Source organism: Streptomyces sp. NPDC020681, assembly GCF_044334895.1.
Lineage (GTDB): Bacteria > Actinomycetota > Actinomycetes > Streptomycetales > Streptomycetaceae > Streptomyces.
Window position 1 is genome coordinate 53,551 of sequence record NZ_JBIRTX010000013.1, and the last position, 26,135, is coordinate 79,685.

General features: G+C 70.9%; 19 protein-coding genes. 2 read left to right on the plus strand and 17 right to left on the minus strand.

Annotation, left to right across the window (positions count from 1 at the left end; genetic code table 11):
* From ACH4YL_RS27185 to ACH4YL_RS27250, 14 genes are all read right to left on the minus strand, one after another.
* On the minus strand, nt 1–648 hold the full coding sequence (locus ACH4YL_RS27185) for a PIG-L deacetylase family protein (RefSeq protein ID WP_398510064.1): 648 nt from the start codon (nt 646–648) through the stop codon (nt 1–3).
* A complete protein-coding gene (locus tag ACH4YL_RS27190; RefSeq protein ID WP_398510065.1) occupies nt 645–1,454 on the minus strand; it encodes a glucose-1-phosphate cytidylyltransferase in 810 nt (269 codons plus the stop codon). Before ACH4YL_RS27190 ends, ACH4YL_RS27185 begins: the two co-directional genes overlap by 4 nt.
* 13 nt (nt 1,455–1,467) lie before the next feature.
* Nucleotides 1,468–2,703, minus strand: a complete 1,236-nt coding sequence (locus ACH4YL_RS27195) for a class I SAM-dependent methyltransferase (RefSeq protein ID WP_398510066.1) — start codon at nt 2,701–2,703, stop codon at nt 1,468–1,470.
* Nucleotides 2,704–3,939 (minus strand): glycosyltransferase family 4 protein, encoded by a 1,236-nt coding sequence (locus ACH4YL_RS27200; protein WP_398510067.1) that lies wholly within the window; start codon nt 3,937–3,939, stop codon nt 2,704–2,706. It lies immediately after the preceding gene.
* Nucleotides 3,940–3,941: 2 nt separating this feature from the next.
* Nucleotides 3,942–5,246: an O-antigen ligase domain-containing protein gene (locus tag ACH4YL_RS27205; protein WP_398510068.1), complete on the minus strand. Its 1,305-nt coding sequence runs from the start codon at nt 5,244–5,246 to the stop codon at nt 3,942–3,944.
* 1 nt (nt 5,247) lies between these two features.
* Nucleotides 5,248–6,768 carry a right-handed parallel beta-helix repeat-containing protein gene (locus tag ACH4YL_RS27210; protein ID WP_398510069.1) on the minus strand — a complete coding sequence of 507 codons (1,521 nt, stop codon included), beginning with the start codon at nt 6,766–6,768 and terminating at the stop codon, nt 5,248–5,250.
* Nucleotides 6,769–6,777: 9 nt separating this feature from the next.
* Nucleotides 6,778–8,751, minus strand: coding sequence for an alginate lyase family protein (locus tag ACH4YL_RS27215; RefSeq protein WP_398510070.1), 1,974 nt, complete (start codon nt 8,749–8,751; stop codon nt 6,778–6,780).
* Nucleotides 8,748–10,940, minus strand: a complete 2,193-nt coding sequence (locus ACH4YL_RS27220) for a bi-domain-containing oxidoreductase (protein ID WP_398510071.1) — start codon at nt 10,938–10,940, stop codon at nt 8,748–8,750. Before ACH4YL_RS27220 ends, ACH4YL_RS27215 begins: the two co-directional genes overlap by 4 nt.
* 25 nt (nt 10,941–10,965) lie before the next feature.
* Nucleotides 10,966–12,891: an asparagine synthase (glutamine-hydrolyzing) gene (gene asnB, locus ACH4YL_RS27225; protein WP_398510072.1), complete on the minus strand. Its 1,926-nt coding sequence runs from the start codon at nt 12,889–12,891 to the stop codon at nt 10,966–10,968.
* A 3-nt stretch (nt 12,892–12,894) separates the two neighbouring features.
* A complete protein-coding gene (locus ACH4YL_RS27230) occupies nt 12,895–14,421 on the minus strand; it encodes a Wzz/FepE/Etk N-terminal domain-containing protein (protein ID WP_398510073.1) in 1,527 nt (508 codons plus the stop codon).
* Nucleotides 14,418–15,785, minus strand: a complete 1,368-nt coding sequence (locus ACH4YL_RS27235; RefSeq protein WP_398510074.1) for a polysaccharide biosynthesis protein — start codon at nt 15,783–15,785, stop codon at nt 14,418–14,420. The genes ACH4YL_RS27230 and ACH4YL_RS27235 overlap by 4 nt, the downstream gene beginning before the upstream one ends.
* Entirely contained in the window at nt 15,782–17,047 is a 1,266-nt protein-coding gene (locus ACH4YL_RS27240) for a glycosyltransferase family 4 protein (protein ID WP_398510075.1), read from the minus strand. The genes ACH4YL_RS27235 and ACH4YL_RS27240 overlap by 4 nt, the downstream gene beginning before the upstream one ends.
* Complete coding sequence (locus ACH4YL_RS27245; protein ID WP_398510076.1) at nt 17,037–18,353, minus strand: nucleotide sugar dehydrogenase; 1,317 nt, start codon at nt 18,351–18,353, stop codon at nt 17,037–17,039. Before ACH4YL_RS27245 ends, ACH4YL_RS27240 begins: the two co-directional genes overlap by 11 nt.
* Nucleotides 18,354–18,435: 82 nt before the next feature.
* Nucleotides 18,436–19,914: a sugar transferase gene (locus ACH4YL_RS27250; protein ID WP_398510077.1), complete on the minus strand. Its 1,479-nt coding sequence runs from the start codon at nt 19,912–19,914 to the stop codon at nt 18,436–18,438.
* Nucleotides 19,915–21,344: 1,430 nt separating this feature from the next.
* On the opposite strand from ACH4YL_RS27250, the gene ACH4YL_RS27255 reads away from it, so the two are divergent.
* The gene (locus tag ACH4YL_RS27255; RefSeq protein WP_398510078.1) at nt 21,345–22,130 is read left to right on the plus strand and encodes a hypothetical protein; all 786 of its coding nucleotides are present in this window, start codon (nt 21,345–21,347) and stop codon (nt 22,128–22,130) included.
* Nucleotides 22,127–22,612, plus strand: a complete 486-nt coding sequence (locus ACH4YL_RS27260; protein WP_398510079.1) for a GntR family transcriptional regulator — start codon at nt 22,127–22,129, stop codon at nt 22,610–22,612. Before ACH4YL_RS27255 ends, ACH4YL_RS27260 begins: the two co-directional genes overlap by 4 nt.
* A gap of 459 nt (nt 22,613–23,071) precedes the next feature.
* Here ACH4YL_RS27260 and ACH4YL_RS27265 read toward each other — a convergent pair whose 3' ends face one another.
* The 3 genes from ACH4YL_RS27265 to ACH4YL_RS27275 form a co-directional block, all read right to left on the minus strand.
* Nucleotides 23,072–24,592: a class I adenylate-forming enzyme family protein gene (locus ACH4YL_RS27265; RefSeq protein ID WP_398510080.1), complete on the minus strand. Its 1,521-nt coding sequence runs from the start codon at nt 24,590–24,592 to the stop codon at nt 23,072–23,074.
* 78 nt (nt 24,593–24,670) lie between these two features.
* A complete protein-coding gene (locus ACH4YL_RS27270) occupies nt 24,671–24,991 on the minus strand; it encodes a hypothetical protein (RefSeq protein ID WP_398510081.1) in 321 nt (106 codons plus the stop codon).
* Nucleotides 24,992–25,053: 62 nt separating this feature from the next.
* On the minus strand, nt 25,054–26,040 hold the full coding sequence (locus tag ACH4YL_RS27275; RefSeq protein ID WP_398510082.1) for a D-2-hydroxyacid dehydrogenase: 987 nt from the start codon (nt 26,038–26,040) through the stop codon (nt 25,054–25,056).
* Nucleotides 26,041–26,135 lie beyond the last annotated feature (95 nt).

Below are 26,135 nucleotides of genomic sequence, written 5' to 3' on the forward strand. Positions count from 1 at the left end.
TCATTCCCCCAGGTTGAGAGTGAGTTTGGTGACGGCGAACGCCTCGGCGTAGCGCGCATGGCATTCGATGCCGCGGATCCGTGCAAGACCGAGGAAGGCCTCCCGGTCGTACCAGGGCCGGTGCCGCTGCGAGGGGTAGTGCTCCTGCAGCAGCCGCACCTTCTGTTCGGCGATCTGAGGCGACAGCGGCTGGTACGCCGTCGGACGGCCGAGATCGCCGTCCCACTTGACGATCTCGTAGCCGAGCACCAGGTGGTCGCGGAACGCGGTGGGCAGCAACTGCGCCAGGCCGCGGTGGTCCTGGTGCGCGTCATCGGTACGCGGAGCCAGGACCAGATCCGGCTCGGTCTGCGCGCGCAGCTCCTCGACTGCGGCCTTGGCCTCCTCCCAGTGCGCGGGCAGCCGGCCGTCGGGCAACTTGTGCACGGTCAGCCGCAGATCGGCGCCCGGGCAGAAGGCGGCGAGTGCGGCCCGCTCCTCCTCCTCCCGCTCGCTGCCGCCGCCGGAGAGCACCAACGCGTCAATGCGGATACCCGGTCGCGCGAGGCACAGCGTCAGCAGCGTGCCGCCGGCGCCGATGGCGATGTCGTCGCAGTGCGCGCCCACCGCGACGATCCGGTCCAGGCGCCCGGACCCGAGCCGGATCACGCGGTCCTCATCCCGGCCTTCGCCCCTGCGCCGTCCCTTTCCCACACGACCCACGGGCGATCACCCCGGGCGTACGCGTCGTCGAGTGCGGCCCGCTCCTTCACGGTGTCGGTCGGCTTCCAGAAGCCACGGTGCTGATGCGCCACCAGCCGTCCGCGCTTGGCCAGTTGGGCACATCCGTCGGCGACCAGGTCCCCGTTCTCCGGTATGTGGTCGAAGACCTCCTGGCGGAGCACGAAGTAGCCGCCGTTCTCCCACAGCGGCAGTTCGCTCACCGCGGTGATGCCCCCCACCAGGCCGTCCTCGCCCAGGTCCACGCAGTGGAACGAGGACTGCGGCGGCACCACCATCATCGACGCACCGGCGTCGCGCCGGGCGAACCGGTCGATCATCTCCGGCAGCGGGGCGTCGGTGAGCACGTCGGCGTAGTTGGCGAGGAACATCTCGTCGCCGTCCAGGTGGTGCCGCACCCGGCGCAGCCGCTCCCCGATCGGTGACTCGATGCCGGTCTGCGCGAACGTGATCGTCCAGTCGGCGATGTCGGTGGACAGCAGCTCGGTCCGCCCGCCCCGCAGCACGAAGTCGTTGGACGTCGTCTCCTCGTAGTTGAGGAAGAAGTCCTTGATGTGGTGCGCCCCGTAGCCGAGGCACAGGATGAACTCCGTGTGCCCGTAGTACGCGTAGTAGCGCATGACGTGCCAGATCAGCGGCCGCGGGCCGACCATCGCCATCGGCTTGGGCATGTCGTCGGAGGTTCCGCTGCGCATACGCAGCCCGTAACCGCCGCAGAACAGGACGACCTTCATGCTGCGACCTCTTTCACGATGTGACCTCGACAATGCTCAGTTCCGGGATCGGGAAGACCAGCCGGCCGCCCCAGTCGTGCACGAAGGACAGTTGCTCGACCAGTTCGTCCCGCAGGTTCCACGGGAGGACGAGCACGTAGTCCGGTCGGTCGGCGGCTATCTGCTCGGGCGGCAGGATCGGGATGCGGGTGCCCGGGGTGAACCTGCCGTGTTTGTAGGGGTTGCGGTCGACCGTGTACGGGAGCAGGTCGGGCCGGATGCCGCAGTGGTTGAGCAGAGTGTTGCCCTTGCCCGGGGCGCCGTAGCCGACGACCGTCTCGCCGCGCTCGGCCGCCTCGATGAGGAACCGCAGGAGGTCCCGGCGCACCTTGGCCACCCGAGCGGAGAAGTCGGTGTACCCGGACAGCTCCTGCAGCTCGGCGGCCTTCTCCCGGGCGAGCACGTCGGCCACCCGCTGGGACGGCTCGCCGGCCACGTCGGCCGGCCGGGCCCACAGCCGGATGGAGCCGCCGTGCGTGGGCAGCAACTCGACGTCCACGAGCGCGAGTCCGCCGCTCGCCAGCGCCCGGGTCGCGGACGCGACCGTGTAGTACTGGAAGTGCTCGTGGTAGATCGTGTCGTACTGGTTCTCCTCGATCAGGGTCAGCAGGTGCTGCACCTCGATGGAGACCCAGCCGTCGTCGGCGACCAAAGCGCGCAGCCCCTGCGTGAACCCGACCACGTCGGGGATGTGCGCGTACACGTTGTTGGCCACGACCAGGTCCGCCGGGCCGTGCTCCTTGCGGACGGACGAGCCGGTGACCGGGTCCAGGAACTCCGTGAGCGTGGGCACACCCGCATCCCGCGCCGAGGCGCCGACGTTCACCGAAGGCTCAATGCCGAGGCAGCGGATCCCCCGGTCCACCACATGCCTCAGCAAGTACCCGTCGTTGCTCGCGACCTCGACCACGAAGGCGTCGGTGCCCAGACCCAGCCGCTGCACGGCGCCGGCGACGAACGTGCGCGCGTGCTCCACCCAGGAGGTCGAGAAGGAGGAGAAGTACGCGTACTCGCTGAACGTCTCCTCCGGCGTGATCGACGGCGGGATCTGCGCGAGCCAGCAGTCGGTGCAGACCCGCAGGTGCAGCGGGTACGCCGGCTCCGGTTGGTCCAGTTGGTCCGCGGCGAGAAAGCTCTCACATGGTGGCGTCGCCCCAAGGTCGACGACGCTCGCCATCGCTTCCGAGCCGCAGAGTCGGCATCGTGTCATCTACTCCCCATCCCCCCTGCTCGCGCGGACGTCCCCGCCGCGAGCCAGTGCTGACCGTCCCGCGATCGCGGTGCGGTACTCCTCCAGCAGGCGCTCCAGGCCGACGGCCGGGCTGAACCCCTGCTCGTATCGGCGCCGGGCCGCCTGGCCCATCTCCCGGTTGCGGGCCGTCTCGGCCGTGATCCGGCGTATGCAGGACGCGAGCGAGGCCACCTCGCCCGGCCGGTGCAGCAGCCCGGTCACGCCGTTCTCGACGAGTTCGACGAAGGCGCCGTGACCGGCGGCGACGGTCGGGACCCCCGCCGCCATCGCCTCGACGACCACGAGACCGAACGCCTCGAGCCACGTCGAGGGAGCCACCACCGCGACCGACCGCGCGATGGCCTGCCGGCACTCCGTCGTGTCGTACAGGCCGACGTACCGCACGTCGTCCCGGCCCGCCGCCCAGGCGGTCACCTCTCGCTCCAGCGGCCCCGCGCCGGCGACCACGAGCGGCACGCCCACACCGCCGTCCGCGGCGATCTCGTCCCACGCGGCCATGAGCAGCCGCACGCCCTTGGCCTCCGCGAGCCGGCCGAGATAGAGCAGATGTTCGCCGTCGCCCGCTCGGCGGGCGCCCGGTTCCGGCACGAAGTTGTGCTTCACCGCCAGCCGCTCGGGCGGCATGCCGGCCCGCACCAGGACGTCGCGCTGCGCCTCGGAGATGCAGAAGAACCGCTCCACGCCGGACCACCACCGCCGCCGGTTGACGAGAAGGCTGACCGCGAGCGGCACTGTCGCCAGCCGGGAGTTCCGGTAGCAGCCGTGCCGGACGGCGGGCAGCGGCGCCGACCCGACGCACTCGGTGCACGGCCGGCCGTCCCGCTGCAGCGTCCCGGGCGGGCAGACCTGGGTGTAGTTGTGCAGTGTGGCGACGGCGGGCACGCCGGCGTCGGCGCAGGCGGCCAGCACCGCGGGCGACAGGAGTGGGAAGACGTTGTGGACGTGCACCACGTCCGGCCGTTCGGTGCGAAGCCGGGCGGCGAGCTCCGCGCGGACCGCCGGGTTCCACGGCACGAGCAGCGGCACCGCGACCTTGCCCAGCGGGGACCGTGCGGCGATGTCGTCGCTGCGCCGCTCGAACAGCTCGACCCGGTGGCCGGCTTCGCGCAGCAGCTCCACCTCCTGGTCGACGACCTTGTTCTCCCCGCTCGGCTGCGCCGAGGCGTAGCGGTTGTGCACCACGAGGACGTGCATGCTCAGGTCACCTCCGATCGTCGGGCCCATCGCGGTATGCGTCGGTGGGGGATTTCGGGCGTCGAGAGGGGAGCGGCCGCGGCAGGTGCCGCCAGCAGCGAGGCGGCCAGGGCCAGATGCAGCAGATACGGCGAGGCGTCGCCCAGCCCGGCCTCGGTGTACGACGCGATCGCGCAGTAGCTGATCAGGAAGATCGCGCAAGCCCTCTGCAGCGACGGTGGCCGCAGCAACGCGACGCCGCCCAGCACGATGATGATCGCCGCCACGATGGCGGCGCCGGTCAGGCCCTGCTCGTGGTAGACGGCCAGCCAGCTGTTGTCGATTGGCAGCCCGCCGAACGACTTGTCGCCCAGGCCGACGCCGAACAGGTACTCCGAGGTCGTCCGGGGGGCTGCCAGCAGGGCGTCCCAGACTTTGGCACGGCCGGTGAGGTTGGAGAAGTTCTCCTTGCTCTGTCCGCGCAGGAACCACGCCTGTAGCGCGGAGCTGAACCCCACCGCGGCCACAGCGGCGCACAGCACCGCCCAGGTGAAGTACCGGCGGGCGGCGGCGCTGGTCAGGATGAGCGAGCTGATCGCCAGCGCCAACCCGACGAGCAGGCCGAGCGTGGCCGTCCGGGTATGGGTCAACGCGAGCAGGACGAGTGACGGCACGATGACTACCGCCGCGCTGGCCCTGGTGGTCCGGCGGCCCAGTACGAGCAGCACGGTGAGCCCGATGATCACCGCGGCGTACTGTCCGATCTGCGGCGGGGTGAGCGGCCACAACGCGCCGACCAGCCGCCCGCCGTAGAGCTCGGGCATGGCCACGGCCGGTGAGACGACCAGGCCGGCGGCCACCGACCCGAGCACCGCGAAGTACATCCGGATGTGGTGCCGGACGAACGTCAGGCTGCCGTCCCACCAGCGGCTGAGTAGCCACAGCGTGCCGACGAAGAGAGCCAGCCGGGCGCAGCGGAACAGGGCGCCGAACCCGGACTCCAGGTTCGCGCTGGAGATCACGCTCGGCACCAGCAGCAGGGTGAGCAGGAACACGAAGGCGCTGGCTCGGATGCGCAGCCGGAAATTGAGTGCGAGCGCCAGCGCGAACGCGGCGACCAGCGCGCCCATGGTGACCATCTGGATGAGGGAGCGGGGCAGCGGGATGATGGTCTTCGCCCCGGCGGAGCCGAGCGTGTTGAGGATCAGCAACCCCCAGACCATCCCGACGATCTTCGGTGTGCCGGCAGGGCGCGGTTCGGCCCCGGGCTGCATGCCCGCCGTGTCCGGTCCGACCCGCGGCCCACCGCGCGTCAGGTACCCGCCCATCTCAACCACCGGCCTGTGGCTGGAAGGTGCTGCCCGCGTCTTGTTGATACGGAGTCCGCTGCCACTGCCCGAGGTCGAGCATCCGGCTCGGGTCGTGGGCGACGAAGGTCCATGGTCCGACGTAGACGTTGTCGTGCCAGCGGTTCTGCTGCTTATGGGTGATCGCCTCGGCCACCCGTTCGCCCGGGTACGGCGTCCATTCCGGATAGGTGCCGTAGTTGGCCAGCAGCGCCATGCGGCCGCACTTCACCGTGCACCCGACGACGGACGTGTCCAGCACGAAGCGGTTGTGGTGGATGTCCACCCGCTGGGTTTTCCACCGGCAGTCGGCGTAGAGCGGTGCGGTGGCGATCGCCGGCTGCGCGCAGCGGTCGGTGTCCCGCACCAGCAACGTGCAGTCGCCGGACGAGGTGTTGGCCGGGCTGTTGCAGAACCGGTCGGCGTTCTCCCACAGGGTGATCCCGGACCAGTTGTTTTCCAGCACGTTCTGGTAGATCTCGATCTTGTCCGTGCGGGCTCGGATCCGTGGTTCGCCGCCGGACTCGGACAGGTAGACGGTCGCGAACGGGAAGTTGTCGCCGCGGTCGGCGTACTTGCGGCCCTCCACCCAGTTGTTCCGCCGGATCGTGTTGTTCCGGATGACCGCGTTGTAGCTGGTCTCGTAGATCAGCGCGGCACCGTCGTTGGCCTCGAGCGCATTGTTCTCGATGCGGAAGTCGTTGTTGTTGGTGTCCGCCCAAAGCCCGGGTCCGCGGTTGTCGTGCACCCAGTTGCCGCGTATGTCGGCGCCGTTGACTGCCCAGAACTTGATGCCTCCAGTGCAGCCGCAGCCCGGCCGCCGCCGCTCCCAGTCGTCGCTGTTGTTGGCCACGATCTCGTTGCCCTCGACCACCAGGCCGCTGAGAGGGCCGGTGCCCTTGTATGCGTTCATGCCGTACTGTCCGTTGCCGCGCAGGCAGCTGGCGCTGACCCGCTGGCGGGCACCGGCCATCAGCCCGGCGCCGGAGTTGTACTGGATCGTCGCGTGCTCGATCACCCACCCGTCGGCCGAGTCATGGTTGACCACGCCCTCGTCCGGCGGCGCCACGAAACCCTGCACCGTCAGGTATTGGATGGTGACGTCGCGGGCGGTACCGCCGAACGCGTACTGGTTCTTCTTCCGGCCGTCGAGCACCGCGCCCGGCGCGCCGAGATAGCTGTTCCCCTCCTTGGGGATGACCTGGGCGTAACGGTCCGATTCGAGCTTGTGCGTCCCCGGTCGAAGCCAGAACGTGGTGTTCGGGGGGCTGCTCTTGGTCTTCGCAGCCAGGTCACCGACCACCGCGGGATCGACCGTCACCGCGCCCGCCGACGCCTTCGCCGGCCCGTTCGCAGGCTTGGCGCACACCCGGGCCACGGACGTGGATGTCCCGAGGGTCGGCTCCGCCGGGGCGCCGGGCGTGCTCTCACAGCCGGTCGCCGCCAGCAGGGCCAGCGCCAGCGGTGCCACCGGTAGCGCCCAGTGCCGCCACTTCATCCCCACGCCTCCTCCCTAGCCGCGGAACCTGAGTACGGTGGTGAACTCCCCCAACAACGCAGTGCCGTCGGCGAAGCCGCTGCCGACCAGCGTTGTGGTGGGTTCCTTGCGCCCGAAGCCCGCGGAGTACCAGCCCAGCGGCGGGTCACTCTCGCCGCGATGCGCCCGCCAGGACAGCTGCCCGGGCAGGTCGAGTACCGCGGAGCGGTCCTCGCCGTCCCGGGTCCAGGTGAGCGCTGCCCGGTTCCCCACCAGGTCCGCGGCGATCGCCGGGCCGAGGTGGAACGCCAGGCGCACGTCCCGGCGCGGGCCGCGCACCTCGTCGACCACCCGCAACTCCTGGCTCGCGGCGGTCAGTTCCACCCGGCGGCGGTGCACGGAGCGCTGGTAACCGTCGTGCTCGGCGCACCAGCGGGCCGTCCCCCCGTCGGAGGCGCCGGACGTGTCCGCGACCAGGACGCGGCTGCGGGCATGCTTGGTCCAGAGGAACGGGCCGCCGGAGACGGATTGGTCACCGCCGTCCAGCTGCAGGGTGTTGTGGCCGAGGGTCGACCGGAAGTACTGCCGCCACTCGGGCTGCCCGTGATAGCAGAACGTCCCCGGGTCGGCGAGCACGTCGACCCCGTCGTGCCGGACCTCCACGGACAGCGCGTCCGCGTGGCCGTGCGCGGCGATGGACAGAAAGCCGTGCGGACCACCGTCGCAGCGGCACCAGATCTTCCCCGGACCGCGCAGGATGGTCATGCCCGCGTCGGCGAGGTGGGCCGGTCGGCTTGCCGGGCGGGTCACGGCCGTTGCTCCATTATTCGAGTACGGCCGGATGAGCGAGGCCAGCAGCGGGGTGCGCACATCGGTGCCGGTCACCGCCGGCCACCAGGCGAGCCGACCGAACACGGCGTCCCCGGTCGCCAGCAGCGAGGCCCAGCGGTCGGTGCCCGCGCCGTCCACGACCAGACCGTGCCCGTCGTCCGCGTCCCCCTGGCGCGGTGGCCGTAACCGGTTGTCCACGACGGCCGCGAGCGCGTCGGTCATCCGCAGCAGCACAAGGCGGATCGACGCGGGGACCGACACACCTGCGGCATCCGCCTCGGCCACCGCGGCCAGGCCGAGCTCAAGGACAAGTCCGTGGTACTCGGTGGCCAGTTCGCGGTTGAGGCCGGAGTCGAAGGTGTTGCTGCGCAGGTGCCGCTCCAGCGACCGCAGCGCGTCGGATCGCCAACGCGCCGAGGAGGGGAACCAGTTGAACGCGCAGGCCCCGGCGAACTGCCCGGCGGTCTCGGCGATGACGTGGTTGTTCGCCGAGGATCCCCGGCTGGGGAAGGCGGCCAGCCAGCGCTGGTGGTGCCAGATCTGGTTCCGCGCCACCGGGTTGTCCTCGAACAGCGCGGCCGTGCCCGGCCAGCCGTCGAGCAGCCGGCGGATCCACACCCAGGACAGCAGCCGGATGCCCAGCTCGATGCCGCTGATCCAGTGCACTCCGCGCAGCGGCGCGTTGGCCGCCCACCACGACCGCAGGTGCTCGGCCACGCGCTCGGCGTACCGCTCGTTCCCGGTGATCGCGTAGGCGGCGGCGAGCACGGTGAGGTACTGATGCCGGGACAGCTCCCAGATCTGCTTGATGTCCCCGACCGCGTCCTCGTTCCGGTACGGCACGTCGAAGGCGTAGCCCCACGGAGCCCGGCGCCCGGTCTTCGGGTCGCACCACCAGTCCGGGTCGTCCAGGTCGTCGCGGACCACCCCGAAATACTCGGCGTGCCCGGCCATCAGCCGGTCCGCCTCGGCGACGAGACGCTTCGCGGCGTCCGGAGACACTGCGGCGATCGTCCCGGCGGGTAGTACAGCGGTGAACCGGGCGTCGGTCACGCTCGGGCAGTCCGGCCGCGCCGACCGCCACCGCCGCCTGCGCACCGCGTCGCCCGCCCGGCCGCCGACCTCCCGCGGTCCCATCCGGGACAGCCGCCGCAGGTACCAGCCCGCGCTCATGGTCATCGCGCCCTCGCCAGCGTCACCGGCGCGGTGCCGACCAGGCCGGCCTGCACGGCGAGGGTGGCCGACGTGGTGGCGACCAGCGACTCCAGCGGCACCGGCATCGGCCCGCCGGTCCGCACGGCCTTGATGAACGCGGCCAGTTCGGCGTTCTGGCCCTTGTCCCGGGCCTTGGGCAGCCGCGAGCTGACCCACCGCTTGGGACCGTGGACCGAGGCACGGACGAAGTCGTCGAGCCGCAGCACTTTGCCGTCCGCGACCAGGTCCAGGGTCTCCTTGGGGAAGCTGGCCGCGCCGGTGGTGACGTAGCTGATGGTGGCGGTGGACCCGTCCGGGTAGCGCAGCACGACCTGCAAGTCCTCGTTGCCGGACGTGGCGACCGCGTACACCGATACCGGGTCGGCCTCGAGCAGCCAGCTCGCCGTGTCGATGAAGTGTCCGCCCTCGCCGGCGAACCGCGAGCCCTCGCTGCCCTGTTGGAGGTACCAGCTGCCGTGCTGCAGCCGGCCCGCGTTGACCAGGTAGCGCAGGCTCGCCGGACCGGTCCGGGCGCCGAACCGCTTCCTGGCCTCCTGCAGCAGCGGCGCGAACCGGCGGTTGAAGCCCACCTGCAGCCGGTCGTTGCCGGACTCCCCCACCGCCGCGAGCACGCCGGCCAGCTCGTCCTCGGTGAGGGCCAGGGGCTTCTCCACGAACACCGCCTTGCCGGCCAGCAGCGCCCTGCGGGTCAGTTCTGCGTGCGAGCTGTGGCGGGTGACCACGAACACGGCGTCGATGGACTTGTCGCCGAGCACGGCGTCGAGATCGGTGGTCGCCTCGGCGAAGCCGAACTTCCGCTTGGCGTTGGCCGCGGACAGTGCCGTCGTGGTGACGACCGTGGACAACTCGACGCCGTCGCGCTGTGCCAGGTGCGGCAGCAGCATCGACGTCGCGTAGTTGCCTGCGCCGACGAACGCAAGGCGCACCGGCGCCTTGGCAGCCCGGGCCGGGGTGGACACTGAGCCGCTGGGTCGCTCCACCACGGGCACGGTCACTGCCGGGGCCTCCACTTCCCCCTTTTCCTCCGCCTGTTCGGGGTAGCGGAACAGCACAGCCACGGCCTTCAGATCACCGTCCTTCAGGCTCTGGTACGTCTCGACGGCGTCATCGAAGTCGGCGATGTGGGAGACCAAGGGCTCCACGTCGACGCGGCCGCGGGCGAGGAGATCGAGGAAACACGCCAGGTTGCGGCGCTCGGTCCAGCGCACGTAGCCGATCGGATAGTCGCGCCCCTCGAGCTCGTACTCCGGGTCGTAGCGCCCTGGACCGTACGAGCGCGAGAACCGGACGTCGAGCTCCTTCTCGTAGTACGCGTTCCACGGCAGGTCCAGGCGGCATTTGCCGATGTCGACGACCCGGCCGCGGTCCCTGCTCAACTTGGCGGCCAGCTCGACGGGTTGGTTGCTGCCGCCGCCGGCGGCCAGGTACACCTGGTCCACGCCGTGACCGTCGGTGAGCTCGGCGACGGCGGCTTCCACGGCCACGGACGCGGGATCGCCGCAGGCCGCGGCGCCCAGGCGCTCGGCGAGTTCACAGCGCACCGGGTCGGGGTCGGCCCCGACGACGCGGACTCCCGAGGCGGCAAGGAGCTGGACCACCAACTGCCCGATCAGCCCGAGGCCGATGACCAGCGCCACGTCGCCGAGCTGCGGCTCGCCGCGGCGGACGCCCTGCAACGCGATCGACCCGACGGTGCCGAAGGCCGCGTGCCGCGACGCGAGGCCGTCCGGCACCGGGCTGTAGAGGTTCTTCGGCACCCAGTTCAGTTCGGCGTGCAGCGCGTGCTCATTGCCGGCGCAGGCCACGAGGTCGCCGACCTTCACGTCGTCGATCCCGGGGCCGACCTGCTCGACCACCCCGCACAGCGAGTAGCCCAGCGGCGTGTAGGAGTCCAGCTTGCCCATCACCTTGCGGTAGGTGGCAGGCACCCCGTTGGTGGCCACGCTCTGCATGACCTTGGCCACCTGGTCCGGCCGGGAGCGGGCCTTGCCCAGCATCGACATGCCGGCCTCGGACACCTTCATGAGCTCGGTCCCGGTGGATATCAGCGAGTAGGCGCTGCGGACCAGCACACCGCCCGGCTTGCACCCCGGCACCGGCACGTCGAGCACCGTCAGCTCGCCGCTCTTGTAGTTCTGCACAACCTGCTTCACCCGAAGTCCCCTTGCTCCTACGCCGTCAGCGGGCGCTCTGGCCGGAGCCAGAGGTCGCGCCGCGATACCAGTACTCGAGAGTCAGCACATGCCATAGATGCTTGGAGAAGTCCCGATGCCCGGCGGCGTCCTCGGCGACCATGCGCGCCAGCGCGTCACGGCGCAGGAACCCGGAACTGACGAGCACGCCGTCGTGCACCACCTCGCGCACCAGCGGTGCCAGATCCCTGCTCATCCAGGCCCGCAGCGGGGCGCTGAACAGGCCCTTGGGCCGGTACACGATCTCCCGGGGCAGGATCGAGGTGGCCGCCTCCTTGAGGACGGCCTTGCCCTGCCGTCCGACGATCTTGCGGTCACCGGGCACGGCGAACGCCGCCTTGACCACCTCGACGTCCACGTACGGCACCCGCACCTCGGTCGACGCGGCCATGCTGGAGCGGTCCGTGTAAGCGAGGTTCAGGCCCGGCAGGAACATCCGGGCGTCGCCCAGGCACATGCGGTTGACGAAGTCGTCGAGGTCGTTGTCCTGGTAGATGTCCGCGTGCTCGGTCAGCACGTCATCGACCGTCCCGGCCAGGTCCGGATCGACCAGGGCGAGCAGTTCGTCCTGGTCGTACATGGTGTAGCTGCGCCGGAACGCGGTCTCCTCCGGCAGGTCGGCGAAGGAGAGGAACCGCTTCGCGAAGCGCACCGAGCGGTACCCCCGGCGGGCCGTGGCGACCGGCAGCCGGTCCACGGCCCTGGACAGGCCGCGCCGCAGGGGCCGCGGGACGCGCTGGTAGCGCAGCGCGAGCAGGTTGGCCAGGTGCTTGCGGTAACCGGCGAACAGTTCGTCGGCACCCATCCCTGAGAGCATCACCTTGACCCCGGCCTCCCGGGCGGCCGAGCAGATCAGGAACGTGTTGATCGCGGCGGGGTCGCCGATCGGCTCGTCCAGGTGGTACGTCATCTGCGGCAGCAGGTCGAGCACATTCGGAGCGATCTCGATCTCATGCAGGTCGACGCCGAACCGCTCGGCCACCTGCCGGGCATAGCGCAGGTCGTCCGGCATCGCCTCGAACTTGGCGTCCTCGGCGCGGAACCCGATCGTGTAGGCGGAGATCCCGGGTTGGTCGCGGGCCGCCAGCGCGGTCAGGTAGCTGGAGTCGAGACCGCCGGAGAGGAAAGTCGCCACGGGTACGTCGGAGAGCAAGTGGCGCCGGGTCGACTCCTCGACGACGGCGGCCAGGTCCGGCTGCTCGCCGGCCCGTGCCCGCTCCCGGCCCTCGGCGGCGACGTCCTTCAGGTGCCAGTACCGGCCGCGCTCCACCCGGCCGTCGGGCCGGCACCGGAGCCAGCTCCCCGGCGGCAGCTTCTCCGCCTCGCGGAACGCGCAGCGTGAGTCCGGCACCCAGTAGTACAGCAGCGAGGCCACCAGCGCCGCATGGTCCACCTCCAGCGACCCGCCGGTGGCGGCGGCGAGCGCCTTGAGCTCGGAGGCGAACACCAGGCCAGCACCGCGCCGGAGCAGGAACAGCGGCTTGATGCCGAGCTGGTCGCGGGCGAGCACCAGTTCACCGGTTCGCTCGTCGAAGATCCCGAACGCGAACATGCCGCGCAGCCGGGGCAGGCAGTCCGTGCCCCAGCGCCGCCACGCCTCAAGGAGCACCTCGGTGTCGGAGGTACCGCGGAAGCGCACCCCGGCGGCTGCCAGCTCGGCACGCAGCTCGGGCGCGTTGTACAGCTCGCCGTTGTACGTCAGGACGAGGCCGTCCGAGACCATCGGCTGGGCGCCGGTCTCGGACAGGTCGATGATGGCAAGGCGGCGGTGTCCGAGGTGTACTTCGCCGTCACCGGCGGGGTGGCTGTACCGGCCCGCCCCGTCCGGACCGCGGTGGGCGAGGGTGTCGGTGAGCCGGTCGGTCACGACCTTCCCGTCCGGCCATCGGTAGGTGCCTGCTATGCCACACACGTGTTACCGCGCCTCCTGGTCGGTTTCCGGGACTCGTACGGCCAATGACGGCCGCTCCGTCGGCAGTTGGCCCATCCCGTTCTGCCGGGCGAGCCGCTCGCCATGACCCCGCAGCGCGATGTGCAGCCCGTCCCACAGCGTGCCGTCGGTCCGGTCACGCGGATCGGGGTCGATCAGCACCACACCGATCACCGGAATGCGCAGGTCCGCGAGCTGTCGCGCCACGGTGTGCAGCCATGCGGCGCTGCTGTGTCCGGCACGCACGACGAGCACGGTCTGGCTGCCGAGGTACTGGAGGTCGGTCCACGCCGTGCCGGGCGCGACCGAGCCGACGCCGAGCCGGCGCGTCTGACGCGGCATGGCCGCGGCACGCTCGCCGCTGACCACGGCCGGGTCTCCTGGCTTCTGGCGACTGTTGGCGAGCTGCGGTCCTGGCAGACCATCGACGATGGCCACTGGACCCTCCGCCGCCAGTGCCCTGGCGACGTCCAGGGCGATCGCGCTCGCGCTGCGCGCACAGCCCAGTTCCAGCAGCGACACCGGTTCCGCGAAGCCGCGCACGGTGCGGGCCAGGGTCGCGGTGAGCCTTGTCCGTGCAGCCCGCGTCCGTCGGCGCTGCCACAGCCTGGCCGACCAGCGGGGCGCACGGCGCAGCTCCGCGATGACCGAGGCGCCCAGGTTCGCCGCGATCTCCCGGCGCAGCACTGGGCGGTCCGCCACCACTGTGCCGACGGCGGCCAGCGCGAGCCCGAGGACGAGCCCGAGGACGAGCCCGATCGCGGCGTTGGTGAGCGCGGTCCTGGGCAGGGAGTACTGCACCGCGTGCGGGGCGTCCACGATCTGCGTGCCGGCGATGAGTTGAGGCGTGCCGATGCGCGCCTCCGCGGCGCGCTGGTCGAAATCGGCGATCCGCGAGGTGAGTTCGGCCCGGCGGGCGAAGAGCGACTCGATGTCCGCCGACGCTTTCGGGTCGCTCTCCGGCGGTCCGTCTCCGATCGCCTTGTTGACCCGGGCGAGCTCGTCCCGCATTCGGTCACGCTGCTCGAGCAGGGTCTCGGCCTCGGTGTTCGCGGCTTCCCGCATCCGCTTCACATGGTCCGCGACGAACGCATCGGCCAGCGCCTTGGCTCGGGCCACCGCTTCCGCGTCGCTGTCACCTGTCACATTGATCTGCAGCAGGTTGTTGGTCAGGCCGATACCCCGGTAGTCCCGCATGAAGTCTTCCGGACGTTCCGGGGAGTTGAGGGACTGCAGGGCCTTGCCGGCGATACGCGTGGTCTGCAGCAGCGCGGCGTCGGTGCGGATCAGCGTTCCGGGGTCGTTCGGCTGGTCCTCCTGATGCGTGACCAGCACCGTGGTCACCGCGGTCGGCTGCGGCGGCAGCAGGACTGCCACCGCCGCGCCGAACAGCAGCCCCAGTAGCGCCACGGAGCACCAGAGGCGGCGGCGCCTCCGCACCGCCACCACCAGCGCCTGCAAATCCAGCAGTGGAACGGCGGCCGACGAATCCGAAGTCGTGCTCGTGGTCATACGGAGCCTCCCGTCGCGCCGTCGCCAACCGCGACCGCCTGCGTGGCGTCATCCGGAGGACGGCCGGCAGACCGCTTCGGACGGGCCCGGACCACGCCGGCGACGACGATGCCGACGACCTCATGCTTGGCGTCCGCACATGCCTCGGCGATGCCGGCGAGCTCCTCCGCCGTCCAACTGCCCGAGCTGAGCACGACCAGGGCACCGGACTCGTTGTCGCGGTCCGGCACCATCGGCTGGGACACCGAAACCCCCACCACCCGTAGCAGCGGATCGCTCTTGGCCTCGGCGGCGAGCTGCCCGGCGGCCCGGCGGGCGATCTCGTCGTCGTCCGGGACGACGACCAGCAGCCGCCGGGGAGCCGGCAACTGGTCCCGCAGGCGCGCGCACACCCGCCGGTAGCGGATCTGCCTGCTGGCCTCGTCGCCGGACAGCTGCGGGGTCGGTATGTCCCACCGGACGTCGGCGCCCAGCAGCCGGCGGATCCAGGCCCGCGGGCCACGGCCCTTCGGCCGGTGCGCGGGCCGTTCATCAGGTACGTCGACGGTACCCAGCAGCGCCGAGCCCAGCGCCGCGGCGATCTCCGGTTCGGTGCGCAGTCGCCGACTCACCCGTGCGGCGGCGAGATGGCCGATGACCGCGAGCACGAAGAACAGCAGCGCCCCGCCGACGATGAGCTGCATCCTCGTCGGCGGTGCCTCGCCGGTCGGCCGGGCCGCCGGTCCCATGACGACCATGTTGGCCTTGTTGGTCGCCGGGTCGGCCTGGTCCAGCTTGTTCATGGCCTCCTGCAGCGCGGTGCGCAGCTTCTCGAGCTCGGTGCGGGCCTGCACGCTCTCCACGGTCTGCCCCGGATCGGCCGCCTTGGCCAGCTCGGTGATGCGGCGGCTGGTCTGCACCACCATCTGCCGCAGTGCCTCGGGCCGCGCCGCCGCTTCGGGGTCGGTGGTGTCGCCTGCGATCCGCCCGGCGAACGTGACAAATTGCTGGGCCACCTGGTCGGAGAGCCGCTGCGCGCGCTCCGGGGTGTCGGCCGTACCCGAGATCTTGATGATGTTCCCGTCGGCGGCCTCGGCACTCACTCGATCCCGCAGCTCGGTGCCGCTGACCCCGGTCCAGCCGAGCGTGGCGGCCGCGCGGTCGACCACCACCGAACTGGTCGCGATCTCCACCTGAGTCACCAGCTCGCGATCCTCCCACTGCCCCGACAGCAGCACCGATGTCGACGTCGTGTAACGCGGTGGAAAGAGCGCAGAGGCGCCGAAGCCGACGAGCGCGCCCACCACGGCGAGGACGGCGAGAAGCCGCCACCGCCGACCGAGAATCCGCCCGATCGTGACCAGGCGGATCGTGTCATCGCTCAACGGCGCGGCCTCTTCCCTGTGCGGACCGGGTCGCCCGCCGACACCGGAGCGTCGTCACCGCACGCAGCGGCGTAGGCGGCGAGCAGCGACGCTTGCGAGTTCCGCCAGGAAAGCTGCCCGCTGATCCGCTCCTGGCCGATCTTGCCCATCCGGGCCCGCTTCTCCGGATCGTCCAGCAACAGCGCGATGAGCTTGGCGAACTCGGCCTCGTCGTTGGCGGATGCGTAGACGGCGGCGTCACCGGCGGACACTCGGGCCTCCCGGAGGTCGAACGAGACCATCGGCCGGCCCATCACCATGTACTCCAGGACCTTGTTCATGGTCGACACGTCGTTGAGCGGATTGCGCGGGTCGGGGGAAAGGCACACGTCAGCGGTGGACAGGTAGCGCGCCAGGTCGGCGTCAGGAATGCGCCCGGTGAACTGCACCTGCTCCGACAGCCCGAGCCGCCGGGACAGCTCCACCATCGCGTCGAAGGCGTCGCCGGCGCCGACGAACACCGCATGCCAGTCGGTCCGCCCGAACTCGTCGCGGAGCTTCGCGAGGGCCCGCAACGCGTAGTCGACGCCGTCCTGCGGTCCCATGACGCCGAGGTAGCACAGCAGATGAGGCTTGTCGCGCTTCAACTCCGGCTCCGGCGGCACCGGGTGGAACCGGTCGATGTCCGGCGCGCTGCGCACCACGAAGACGTCCTGCGGCCGCTTACCGCCGCGGCGCAGCGCGACGTCCCGGTAGCTCTCGTTCGTGGCGAGCACGACGTCCGCGGCCCGGTAGGTCCGCCGTTCCAGCGCGCACACGGCGCGGTAAAGCAGATCCTTGCCACGGTCGAACCGGGAGAGGTACAGCTCGGGCACCAGGTCGTGCTGGTCGAAGACGAACCGCGCGCCGCGCCGCTTCAGCCACAGTGCCGGCAGGAACAACAGGTCTGGCGGGTTGCAGGCGTGGACGACGTCGACCGGGCCGACCTTGCGGGCCAGCCGGACCGTGTGCCACAACGCCGATCCGTACTCGCGCAGGTAGCCGGCCGGCCCGCCGGTGGCCGCGCGCAACGGGTAGCGGTGGATCCGCACCCCGTCGATCTCCGCCTCCGGCTCCGTGTCCCGTTTTTCCCCCCTGGGACAGATGACGTGCACCTCCCAGCCCGCGTCGCGCAGTGTCGTGCACTCCTGCCACACCCGCCGGTCGAACGGCACCGACAGGTTCTCTACGAGGATCAGCGCGCGCCGGGCCGGCCCGGCGCCGCTGGTTGTGTCACCAAGCAAGGCCCACGTACCCAGGTTCGGCCCGGCGCGCCTCGGCGTCGGGAAGGTGGATGAGGTCGACGATCACCGGGCCGTCGCCATGGGGCAGCGCCGACAGCACGGCCGGATCCCTGCTCCCGACGAGGCACACCTCGGCATGCTCGAGCACCTCGTCGACGGACTCTGCAAGCAGCTGCGCGAGGTGCGGCAGCCGGGTCTCGATGTACTCGCGGTTCGCGCCGAGCAGTCGGGAGAGGTTCACGTTGGGGTCGTAGATCCGCAGGTCGTAACCCTTGCCGAAGAGCCTCTCCGCCAGCTCGACGAGCGGGCTCTCGCGGAGGTCGTCGGTGCCGGGTTTGAAGGACAGCCCGAACAGGCCCACGCGGCGTTTGCCGGTGCGCTCGACCAACTCCACCGCGCGCTGCAGATGGTCGGAGTTGGAGGGCAGCACGTGGGCGAGGATGGGCACCGAGACGTCGGCCCGCTGCGCCGCGTGGACCAGGCTGCGTAGGTCCTTGGGCAGGCAGGAGCCACCGAAGGCGAAGCCGGGCCGCAGGTAGGCGGAGCTGATGTTCAGTTTGCGGTCGGCCAGGAACACGTCCATCACCTGGTGCGAGTCCACCCCGAGCGCCTGGCACACCGCGCCCAGCTCGTTCGCGAAGCCGATCTTGAGGCCGTGGAACGCGTTGTCCGCGTACTTGATGGCCTCGGCCGTCGGGATCGGCACCCGGAACACCTCGCCGGGCAAGCCGTCGTAGAGCGCCGCCACCACGTCGCCGCTTGCCGGGTCGAGCTCGCCGATGACGGTCTTGGGCGGGTCGAAGAAGTCCCGCACGCTGGTGCCCTCGCGCAGGAACTCCGGGTTGACCGCGACCCCGAAGTCCGCCCCGGCCATGCCGCCGACGTACTTCTCCAGGATCGGTACCAGCAGGTTCAGGCAGGTGCCCGGGAGCATGGTGCTGCGGAACACGACGGTCTGCCGCCCACCCCGCTCGGCCAGCGCGGCGCCGATCTGCTCGGTGACCCGTTCCAGATACGTGGTGCACAGGCTGCCGTTGGGCTCGGACGGCGTGCCCACGCAGACCAGCGAAATCTCACTGCCCATGATCGCCTCATGGACGTCGCCGGTGGCGCGTAACGCTCCGGTCCGCACGACCTCGGCGATGAGCTCGCCGATCCGCTCCTCGACCACCGGGGCCTTGCCGTCGTTGACCAGGTCGACCTTCACCTGGTTCACGTCCACCCCGATGACCTCGTGACCCATGCTGGCCAGGCACGCGGCCGACACGCAGCCCACGTAGCCGAGCCCGAAAACGCTGACCTTCATGACCCGTCCCTCTCCCCAGGCAGGCCCTTCCGGCCTGCGGTCCGCACGCCGGCCGGCCAGTTGAGCCGCAGCCCCCCGCGCATCAGTAGGCCCCCTGCCCTTGGAGCACCGCACGCAGCGTCTTCCACAAGATCACTGTGTCCAGGGCGAGCGACCAGTCCTCCACGTACCGCAGGTCGAGCCGGACCGACTCCTCCCATGGCAAGTCGCTGCGTCCGCTGATCTGCCACAGGCCGGTGAGCCCTGGCTTGACCAGCAGCCGCCGCCGGATGTCCGGGCCGTACGCAGCGGACTCCTCCGGTAACGGAGGCCGCGGGCCGACGAGCGACATCGATCCGGTGAGTACGTTGAAGAGCTGCGGGAGCTCGTCGATCGAGTACCGGCGCAGCACTGCTCCCACCCGGGTCACCCGCGGATCCCGGCGGAGCTTGAACAGCAGGCCGGCGCCCTCGTTGCGGTCGGCCAGCGCGGCACGTGCCCCGTCAGCCCCGGCGACCATGGTGCGGAACTTGAGAATGGTGAACTCGCGGCAGTCCTTGCCGACTCTGCGCTGGCGGTAGAACGCCGGGCCCCGACTGTCCACCAGCACGAGCAGCCCGACGAGCAGCATCAGCGGCGCGAACAGCAGCAGCAGGATCGCCGCGCCCATCCGATCGACGACCTCTTTTATCGCCCGGTGGCCCCCGGTGAAGGTCGGCATACTGACCCGCAGCAGCGGGATCCCGAGCACCGCGTCGACGTGCAGCCGCGGGCCGGCCACCTCCATCAGCACGGGGGCCACGACCATCTCGGCATCGCTGCCTTCGAGGTTCCAGGCCAGCCGCTGCAGCCGCTCCGGTGACCAGTGCGGGTCCGGCGTGACCGCGACGACGCGGTAGCCGTCGCGGCGGACGTGGCCCGCGACGTCCGCCAGTCGGCCGACGACCGGCACTCCGTCCAGTTGGTCACCGTCGAGCCCGAGTCCGTCCGTTGTGCACACGGCATCCACCCGCCAGCCGAGGTGCGGGAACTTGCGGGTTCGGCTGATCAGGTCCCGCACGGTGTCCAGGCTCCCGGCAGCGAGCACCGGTCTCAGGCACCGTCCTTCGTTCCGCTGTTTGTGCAGCCCGAGGCGGAGCAGATACCGCGCGGTCATGGTGACGAGCGCGATCGCGGGGATCGCGACGAAGATCCAGAGCTTGATGTTGCGCGAGGTGAGGGCGATCCCGCCGAGCGCCAGTACGACGGTCGCCGTGAACAGTGAGCGTCCGAGCCGGCGGAATTCCTCGGCGCCCTGGCCGAGCACGGCCGGAGCCCACGACCGGCTCACCGCGAGCACTCCCAGCACCAGCAGCTCGGTGCAGAATGCGAGAATCCCCCACTTCTCGTGCCAGTTGGCCGCGTCTCGGGCCCCGAAGAAGTTGCCGATCGCCGCCACCACCAAGGCGGTGGCCACGGTATCGCTGATGATCACGGTACGGCGGTACCGCTGCTCCCAGTCGTTCACGGGCTGGCTGATATCCCCATTCGCCAGACGCCCGCGCGTCGACGGAAATGGGCCGACTAGTCCCCCCTGCCGCACAGAACCCCCCCCGGTCCCCAGTGGTTCGACGTGTTCGCCTAACACTGTTCCTCCCCCTGGGAGGCCCCCGCCCCCCGCACGCTTCCACCCCTCGGGAGGCCCATCGCCCCCCCGTGCCGCGCTGTTCCTCACTGCGGGAGGCCAATCGCCCCCGCGCATGACATCCCGGCTACTGCAGCGCTACTTGAACAACCCGCCCTGACGGCAGCGGACTCGCATGTCCTGCCAGACTCTCGAGGTGCGCGGGAACCCGTCGAAACCTCGGGTGCTCCCCGCACCCGAAGCCCTTCTCGGGCTCAAAGAACTGATCACCCCCATGTCTGGCACCGGGGACGCGACTGCTGGCTTTCCCCAGTGCCGGACTTACAGATCATTACTGGTCGCCTCGTGCCCGACTAGTTGAAGCCAGGCCAATCTAGACCAACGGGGCCGGTCTGTAGAGGGAATGTGTGGAAATTGTGGTCAAGCTTTGAGACCAGATCCACAAATCGCTGACCACCCACGGGCTTTGACGAGAAGACGAGCCTTGTGACCTGTGATGACAGGAGCTCTCGGGGCTGCCGACACCGGCAGCCCCGAGGCGTTACGGCACTGGCAACTGGGCCGCGCCCAGGCCCTGCTGACGCCCCGAGCGGTAGCAGCACCGTGGCGGAGTACTTCGACGTCGGCCAGAACCGGGCGCTGCCGTGGAAGCGGCGCCCGCAGGCCACCGCGCTGCTCCAACAGCTCGCCCGGGCGCGGCTTCTGCGCAGGAATGATCGGCGAGCCGAAGTGAGCGTTCACGGCGCGCAGTTCGGCAACAACTCTCCGCTGTTCGTGCACTACGGCGTGCCGCCGTGGGGTGCCCGGGGCGGGCGGGGAGATCGACCCGGACAACGACGGCGTCCTAAGCCTGTGACGTCCACGCCCGCACGATCTGCCACCGAGCGCGCGGTGCGGCGACAGCCCATCGGTGCCTGGGCGGCGAGTTGTACGCCCGCACAAAGGAGGGCGTTGTCCCAGCCGAACGGCCGTGCCCACGTTATCCGTTCAGCCGACTCGCCGGAATCCGTACGAGGTGCCGGCTCTGATCGCGGCGCGAACACGCCATGTTCCTTGAGGTGCGTGGAAGCGGCACATCGCCATAGGAAGGGCGCCTTCGTTCCTCTCACCGGGGTCGAGCTGATCGCGTAGCCCGCGCCATGCGATTTCGTAGTCCAGGCACGCCTGTTGGACCGCAGCCTGTATGACGAAGTCTCGAGGCGTTCCGTTCTGACTGAGCGCAGGCCGCCACCGGATGCTGCCATGCGCGGGCGGCGCGCCCCAGGAACTCCCTTGTGCCAGAAGCCGTTTCCCTTCGTATCGCCTTGTGTCGAGCGTTTGACACAAGATCCCGACCAGGGCATCTTGTACCCACTGCTTGATACAAGATGATCCGGGGGGATCTCCATATGCTCGACACCGCCCCGCTCCAGTCCCGGTTCCTCGACCACGCCGACCACTACGCCCGCTGGTCCGGTCTGGCCATCGGCATCGTGGCCGCACAGCAGTTGGTCACGCTGGAGAGCGACGACATCACGATGCCCCTCGTGTTCGCCATCACCGCCTTCGGCCTGTGCGCGGTGGGCGGTGTCCTGCTCGGCGACGCCCTGACCCTGCGCCCCCAGGAAGCGGTACGCACCGCGAGTCTCGCCCCGCGCCTGGTCCGAGACCAAGTGCCGCCCCGTATGGCGCCCCTGCTTCTTCTGCAGGCGGCGTCCCTCGTCACCCTGCTGGTGATCGGTGCGGTCACGGCCGACCCCGACCGGATAGGCAGAGCGGGCCGCGTCATCACCGTCACCTGCGAAGGGATGCCAGCATCCCTCGGTCCCTGGCCCGGCCTGTACTACAGCGGCCCGATGTTCGCGGCCCTCGCGGTCGGAACCCCCGTCTGCGTCTGGGCCCTGCGCCGCATCGCCCACAGCCCGGGCGACGACCAGCAGCGCTTCGACCGCGCGTGGGCGATCACCGGAGCCTGGGGGCTGCTGGTGTCGAGCCAGGTGCTGCTCGTCGTTTTGATGATCTTCGTCGCACTCACGGAGAAGGCCTGCGCCGGCCCGCTGGGCGCCGCCACCATCGTGGTGATCTGTCCCCTGGGCCTGCTGAGTCTGTTCACCTTCGGATGGTCCCTGGTCACCGTGGTGGCACCCAGAGCGGTCGACGACGACACAACCGACGCATGGGACATTCGACGATGAGTGACCCCGCCGTCCGCGTCGACACCACCAGCCAGGTACCGCCGTACGAGCAGATCCGTGCCCAGCTGGCCGCGCTGATCCGCACCGGCCGGCTGGCCGAGGGCGAGCGCCTGCCGACCGTGCGCCAGCTCGCCGCCGACCTCGGTCTGGCGCCGGGCACCGTGGCCCGCGCCTACCGCGAGCTGGAGGGCGCCGAGCTGATCCGCACCCGCCGTGGCGCGGGCACCCGGGTCGCGGCGCTCCCGTCCGAGCCGCACGCGCACGATGCCGACCAACTCACCACTCTGGCCCGGGACTTCACCTCCGCCGCCCGAGCGCTCGGCGCCGACACCGAGGACATCCTGACCGCCGTCCGCGACGCCCTGGACCCGGGGCCCGCCTCCTCTTCGGCCACCGCCGGCAGCGGAGCGGGTGGCCCCAAGACGGCCGAGGCGTCGGCGCAAGTCACCGGCGTGAGGAACAGGCTTGAGCAGCAGACGTAAGTAACAGACGTAACAGGCACAACTAACAGTGGGTGATGAGCATCTGAATCCCCGGCGCGGCACAACCAAGCGCGGGGCGGTGTCGGCGGGCGTCATCGGCGCCGTACGGCGCGGCCGCGGGGAACTGGCAGGAGCGGCTGGACGGTTCGGGGCGCTCCGCGGCACCGGCCGGAACGGGCCCGGTGGCCAGGTGGCGCGAGCGGCGGGCGGCACGCACCTGGTCCGCCAGGACAGTGGCAGCGAGTTGTGCCCGCTCGTACCGGCGCCGGCCAGGTGCCGGGTGAGCGGACGGCCCACGGAGCCGTCGGCAGCCAGTCCAGTGCCCTGTCCCGGGCGATCTGCCGGCACAGCTCCAGCACACTGCGGGTGTCGTCGTCGCCCAGCGCCTGCCGCTCGGTCACGACGTCGCCCGCCACGAGCCCCGGCTTCTGTCTGCTGACCGATAGCAAGTCCTGGCGCTCACCAGGAGCTGACGCCGCAGCACGGCGAGGCGGCCGCGATCCGCTGCGCGATCAGTCGGCGCCGGACCTGGCCGGTGGCCGGTGTACGGGGCAGTTCGTCGACGACGCGGAGCAGGCGCGGGTGCTTGTGAGCGGCCAGTCTGCCGTCGAGATGGCGCCGCAAGTCCTCCAGGCTCGGCGGACGTTGGGGGTCGCGCGGTACGACGACTGCACAGACCACCTCGCCCCATGCGGGATCCGGCAGGCCGACGACGGCGGCGTCGGCCACGGCCGGATGGTCCGCGAGCCAGGCCTCCACTTCCCCTGGGACGACGGTCTCGCCACCGGTGCGGATCAGCTCACCGAGCCGTCCGGTGAGGGTGATGCGCCCTGCGGCGTCTATCTCCGCGAGGTCCCCGGTGCGGTACCAGCCGTCGTCGAAGGCCGCGGCGGTGGCGGCCGGGTCGTCGAAGTAGCCGTCGAAGAGCAGCGGGCCGCGCACCTGCAGTTCGCCGTCGCCGCTCCTGCGTACCTCGGTCGACGTACCGGGCACGCCGATCGAGTCCGGGCGCTCGCGCAGGCCGTCGCCGTCGAGCGCCGCGACGTTGCCCGTTTCGGTCGAGCCGTAGAAGACCCGCAGGTGGGCGCGCGGTGCGGCGGCCCGGATGGCGTCGAGGAATCCGGCGGTGACGGCGGACGTGCCCGTGTCGGCGAAACGCAGCGTGGCCAGCGCCGCGTGGTCGCCGTCCAATACCCGCTGCCAGACAGCGGGCACGCAGTAGAGCCGGGCCGCCCGGTGGCTTTGGACGGCCGCCCGGATCGTCTGCCCGTCCGCGTGGTCCAGGTACACCACCGTGTCGCGTGCCTGCCACTGCTGCAGGGAGATCGTCCAGGCCGCCATGTGGAACAGAGGGAACGAGCAGACCGCGGCGCCGCGCGGTTCGAGCTGTGATCCCGGGTGGGAACGCAAAAAGCTGACGCGGTGGGACAGCACGATGCCCTTCGGCCGGCCGGTCGAGCCTGAGGAGAAGAACAAGCAGTGCGGGTCGGTCTCCAGGAGACCGGTCGCAGTGTGCGGACCTGTGTTCCGCGCTGCGGCAGCTCTGTGTGCCTCTGCGTCCGCTGCTGCGACCACGGCCCTCAGGTCCCGTACCGGGACGCCGATCGCAGCGCCGAGCCGCGCGGTCTCGGCCGGTGTCCGGTCCGCCGCGACGACGAGCGCCGGGCGGACCGCGGCGGCGAGCTCGGCCGCCTCGTCGACGCCGAGCGTTCCCGCGACGGGCGCGTAGATGGCGCCCAGCCTGGCGAGCGCGGCGAAGAGGGGGACTGCGTCGAGTGTCGTGCCCGCCCAGCAGACGACGCGCTCGCCCCGGCCCACACCGAGTCCCCGCAGGGTGCGGGCGACCCTGTCGACGGCGGCATCGACCTCGGCGAAGGTGAGCGACCGGTCTCCGAGCACGGCCGCCGTGCGGTGTGGCACGGCCCGCGCGGCGTTGGTGAAGACATCGCCGATCAGCAACTGGTTCACGGGTACGGGCATGAGTACGGGCCTCCTGCGTGCGGCGGTCCGGCGCGTGTCGGCCGCGCGTGGGCGGCCGCCCCGCCGGGCCCGTGCCGCTCAGTCTTTCAACTCGACGATGATCTCGTGGTAGTCGCGCTCCCCGGTGTTCACCGCCGTCTCCACGCCACCGCGGGTGACATAGATCGCGGCGCCGGGCACCACCTCGGCCTCCAGGAAGTCCCGGTAGGGGCCCTCGGTGTCGGGCTCGGGCCGTACGGCGATCCGGTCGCCGCAGATCTGCACCAGGATGTTGTCGAGCTCGTGCCGGTGGACGTCGCTGTGCTCGCCCGGCGCGAGCCGCAACTCCCAGATCCTCACTCGGTCGTTGTCGAACAGGACCTTGCTGCCGATGTCCCCGAGCACGCGTTGCTCGTCCACAGTCCGCTCCCGTCGTGTCTGTCGCCTGTACCGGGTTGCCGGTACCGGGTTGCCGGTACCGATCAGTACCCGATCGTCGTGTCGACCTCGTTGATCAGCGTCTCGCCCGCGAGGTAGCGGGCCAGGTTCTTGCGCAGGAGCCGGAAGACCCCGTCGAAGTGGGCACCCGCGGCGGAGGCGGAGTGGGCCGAGATCGCCAGGTTCGGCGCGTGCCACAGAGGGCTCGCGGCGGGCAGTGGTTCCAGGCGCGCGACGTCGATCGCGGCGCCGCCGAGCTGCCCCGACCGCAGGGCCTCCACCAGGGCCTCCTCCACGACGCACGAGCCGCGGCCCACGTTGCAGAAGAACGCTCCCGCAGGCATCGCGGCGAACGCGGCCTCGTCCATCATGTCCACGGTCTGCGGCGTCTCCGGCAGGGCCGCGACCACCGCGTCGCACTCGGCCAGCATCGAGCGCAGCCCGTCCGGGCCGTACAGCGTATCGGCGTGCGGCGCGGGGCGTTCGGCGCTGCGCCGCACCGCCGACACCCGCATGCCGAAGGCCCGGGCCCGTACCGCGACCTCGGTGCCGATCGCACCGAGGCCGAGCACGCCGAGGGTACGGCCCGCCAACGGCTCGCCGTAGTACGGGGTCCAGCGCTGCTCGCACTGCGCCCGGTCCAGTTCGGCGAACCGCTTGAAGTGCGCGAGTACCCTCGCGAAGGCGAACTCCGCGACCGGCACCGCGTTCACCCCGGACGCGGTGGACAGCCGGATGCCGCGCGCGTCGAGGCCCGCGGGCAGCAGGTGCCCGACACCCGCGCCGATGGCCTGGACCCAGCGCAGCCGGGACGCGGTCCGCAGGACGTCCGGCGCCAGGTGCAGAGCGACGAGGATGTCGAGCCGGGCCAGCGCCGCGGCGGTGGTGGCGCCGGGCGGGCATCGGACGACCTCGACGCGCGAGTCGATCGCCCGTAGTGCAGCGACGTCCTGCTCAATCACGTCGGCGGCCCGCTGGTCCCAGGACGGCGGGTAGGCGAGACCGACGACAACCGTGGAACGCTCCGTCACCAGACATCTCCGAGGATGCCCCGGTCTTCAAGCCGGGGAGGGACCGGACTCCTGCGGTGCTGGGCAGGGAGAGCTGCATCGCCGCCGTGGCGATT